The organism is Kitasatospora sp. NPDC091257 (genome assembly GCF_044757675.1).
In the GTDB taxonomy this organism is placed as follows: Bacteria; Actinomycetota; Actinomycetes; order Streptomycetales; family Streptomycetaceae; genus Kitasatospora; species Kitasatospora lactacystinica.
In genome coordinates this window covers 1-3,966 of the sequence record NZ_JBIVVI010000877.1, presented here as the reverse complement: position 1 = coordinate 3,966, position 3,966 = coordinate 1, and the positions used below count along the sequence as shown (strand labels likewise).

Here is a 3,966-nt window from a genome sequence, read left to right as displayed (position 1 = left end):
GCGGATGCTCGGTGACGCCGAACGGCGGGAGATCCTCACCGGATTCAGCGGCGCCGACCGCCGGATCGAACACGACACCCCGGTGCCCGAGGTGAACGCCACCGGGGCGCCGCCCGGACGGCTGCGGATCGACGAACGGGTCCTCGGCGCGGGCACGGGCCCCCGGTTCGTCGTCCTGCTGCTCCTGATGCTCACCGCCGGCGGCGCCATGATCCTCGAAGTGGTGAGGGTCCTGGCCGACGGGGACGAGTCCGGGTGCAGCCTCGCCGCGGGCGTGGACCCGGCTGACGGCAGCTACTGGAAGACCTCGCTCAGCATCTCCGGCCAGGTCACCGCCTCCCGCTTCTGTCTGTCCCTGTGGGCGCCCGCGCCGCCGTGGTGGCAGGTGGCCGCCTGGCCGCTGCTCCTGCTGGTGGTGGCCGCCCTGCTCTTCGCCGCGCTGCCCCGGTGGAAGACCCGGCGCAGCCGCGTCATCCCGCTGGCCGCCGTCGATCCGGACGGCGAACTCCTCGCCCTGCTCACCGAACTGTGCACGGCGACGGGCGTGGCGCCGACGCCCCGGGTGGTGGTCGACCCCGCGGCCGCCTCGGTCAGCGCGGTGGTCTTCGGCCGCACCCGCCGCCCGGTCGTCTGCCTGCACGGCGGCCTGCTCGCCGTCCGGCGGCGCGATCCGAAGCGGTTCCGGGCGGTGCTGCTGCACGAACTCGCCCACATCGCCAACCGGGACGTCACCCTGACGTACCTCACGGTCGCCCTGTGGCGGGTCTTCCTCGCGCTGGTGCTGCTGCCGTACGTGCTCTGCCTGGGCTACGTGATCTACGGCGTGGTGGCGGACGGCCGGGTGCCACAGCTGGACCGGGCCGTGGCGCTGGCCGTCGTCATGGTCGTACTGCTGTACCTCGCCCGCTCCGACGCGCTGCGCAGCCGGGAGATCTACGCCGACCTGGCCGCGGTGCGCTGGGGCGCGGACCCGCACGGCTGGTCCGTCAGCGCCGCACCGTCCGGGAGCGCGGTGCGCCGCCTGCTCGACGCTTTCCTCGACCTGTGGCGCACCCATCCACGGTGGGGCCTGCGCCAGGGGGCCCTGGTCGATCCCGCCCCGCTGTTCCGCACCTCGGTCCTGCCGCTCTTCCTCATCGGCACCGTGCCCGTCCTGGCCGTGCAGCAGGTGCTCCGGCAGATCGCGCCGTACCGCGTGAACTTCACCAACAACCTGATGACGCTGCTCGTCATCGTTCCCGGCGCCCTGGTGACCGGCGTGATCGTCGTCGCCCTGTGGCGGGCGGTGGTGTACGCCGTCCTGACCGGAACCCGGGTGCCCTCCGGGGCGTGGGCCGGGGGGTGGCTGGGCGCCGGCATGTCGGCCGGCCTGGTCCTCAGCGGCTGGGGCGCGGGCTGGGCCTGGCAACCGCAGCGGCCGCTGGTCCTGCTGGTACCGGTGGCGGCGGGAGCGGCCTTCGGCTGGTGGACCACCCAGTGCGCGCACCTGTGGACCCGCACCTCACGAGGCCGGACCCCGCGCCCCGCGCTCACGCTCTGCCTGGCCGCCGGCTGCGTCGCCATGACGTCGTGGCTCACCTGGTGGATGCTCGCCGGAGCCACGGCGCTGAACCGGGACTTTCCGGGCGCCCAGTCCGTCGCCCAGTCCGTCCTGCAGTGGCTTCCTTCCAAAACCCCGACCGGGGACCTGACCAGGATTCCCGGCCTCGCCATGGTGCTGCCGCAGCTGTCGAACGTCGCCGACACGCCGATGGGCTCACTGGCCGTCATCGTCCTGTGGGTCGTGCCGCTGCTCGCCTGGGCGTCCGGCACGGCTGGCCGGACCCCGCGTTGGATGCCGGACCGGGCACCCCGGCCGGAAGGTCCCGTGGCACCGCTGCGCAAGGTCATGCTGCCCGGACTGCTGGGTGGAGCACTGGCGAGCCTGGCCGTCGTCGGCGTCCAGGCCTGGATGCACAGCGGGCAGCCGGCACCGGACGCCCGGGGCGGGCTCTACGCCCTGCGGTACGCGGGCCTCCTGCTGTCGGCGCTCTGCCTGCCCGCAGGCCTGGCCGCCGCCCTGGCGAGCGCCGCCGCCCGGCGCTTCCGGCTGCTGGGCGCCCTGATCGCCGCCGGGACGGCAACCGTGCTGGGGGCCGCCGCAATGACGCTCCTCGTCTCGGTGGACGGCTGCGTCACCCCGCTCAACGTCCTCTCGGACAGCTGCGCCTGGCGGCCGGCCTGGTGGAGGCCGTTGTTCCCGTTCACATTCGTGCTGAACAACGCCCTCGTCCTCTCCGGGCTCACCGCCGTCGTCACCGCGCTCACCACTGTCGCCGTCACGGCCGTCCGCCGTCGACGGCCGTCCGCCTCGCCCGCCACCCACCGCCCCGACACCCGCCGCCCCGACACCCGGGCCGGCGAACCTCGGGCCCGTGGACCGCGCGCACGCCGCCTCGCGGTGATCCTGCTGTGCGTCGTGGCGGTCGCGGGCACCGCGACGGACGGCGGCTTCAGGAGGTACCAGCTGGGCTTCATGGTCAACGAGCTCACGTCCCAGCGCTCCCTGGTGCAGTTCTGGGGGCTCCCGGACCCGCCGCGGTCGGAGTTCACCCGCGTGCGGCAGATCCGGGCCTGGTACCGCCTCAGCGGCGACGATCTCATCGACATGGCGGTCTCGTACGACAGTCGCCTGACCGCCGCCGTCCGGGAGGCCCAGGCCGCCAAGGACAGTTGGGACGCGCTGGACCGCCGCCTCCGGCCGGCCTGCACCCAGTGGGGGAGCGCCGCCTGGTTCGAGACGGTCTGGTTCCGCGTGCCCGCCGACCCGCGCCTACGGGCCGACTGGCACGCGCTGACCACCAAGGCGGACAACGGCAGTCGCGGCTGCGCCCAGGCGCTGACCGCCCGCGACCAGGCTGGTCTGAGAAGCGCCCTGCTCGACCTGTATGCGGCCCGCCGCTGCGCGGAATCGGTCAACGCCGGGATCGACGGGATCCTCCGCGCGGGCGGCTTCCGGGGCACCACCCGCCCGCCCGCGCAGGGCACCGCGGCGGTCTGCGACCGCCCTGGCTCCTAGGTCCTGTCTCTTCGGCCACCTGCCGGACCGGACGAGGAGCCCGGTCTCCGTCGGTGACGACCGGCGAGCCGGGGGGCTGTGCCCGGGCGGCGGTCAGCCCTCCACCGGCCGCAGCACGTTCTGCCGGTAGACGGCCGGGTCGTCGACGTTGCCCGGCTCCTTGTACAGACACACGATGTACGACTCCAGACCGTCCTTGGTGTCGGCCGTCCCCGCGCCGGCGGCCCGGGCACAGCCGATGCGGGTCGTGGCCTTCCACACCACCTGGGTGAACCCGCCCGTCCCCGGGTTCTGGTCGTAGCCGGGCTGGTCGTACCGGTAGTCGCGGCCCTGCTGGTACCAGCGGTCCACCGCGACATGTGCAGCAGCCGGCTCGGTGTCCGGCTCGACCGACCCGATCCAGCCCCACCAGACGTTCTCCCCCACGCCCTTGACCCGGCCCTCGTTCACCAGGTCGAGCTTGTGACCGGTGCTCAGGCGGGTGACGCGCTGCTCGGCGTACCCGACGAGCTCGGGATCGAGCGTCAGGGGCGGGGCGCTGTGCGCGGCACGGTACCGGTTGTGCGTCCGGAGGGCCTCGTCCTGGAACGCCTGGCCCGTGACGAGGGGAAGCGCGGGGCGGGGAAAGGCTTCGGCGGCCCGGACCGGCTGCGCCGGTACGAGCACACCCATGACCGCCGCCGCGCTGCACGCTCCCAGGACGGCGTTGCGGATTCGACGTCGTTCCACGGCGGTCTCCTTCGCGCTCCGAGTGATCGTCACCGGTTTAACGCCACCGGGGGCGGCGAGGGCACGGGGCGCCGGCCGGAATGCGCGCGTTCGCCCCAGCGGCGGCACCGGGCCCGGTACTGCCACGAACGGGCGCGACACAGAAGGGAGTGGGAAGTCGGACCGGCCGACTTCCCACT

2 protein-coding genes are annotated in these 3,966 nt (G+C 74.0%); one reads left to right on the top strand and one right to left on the bottom strand.

The features are described from left to right. Positions 1-3,058, top strand: a 3,058-nt coding sequence (locus tag ACIQOV_RS31235) for a M48 family metalloprotease (protein WP_401054007.1), incomplete at its 5' end; no start/stop codon positions are given. A 93-nt stretch (positions 3,059-3,151) separates the two neighbouring features. Here ACIQOV_RS31235 and ACIQOV_RS31230 read toward each other — a convergent pair. Then, positions 3,152-3,787 carry a CAP family protein gene (locus ACIQOV_RS31230; protein WP_401054005.1) on the bottom strand — a complete coding sequence of 212 codons (636 nt, stop codon included), beginning with the start codon at positions 3,785-3,787 and terminating at the stop codon, positions 3,152-3,154. Positions 3,788-3,966: the final 179 nt, after the last annotated feature.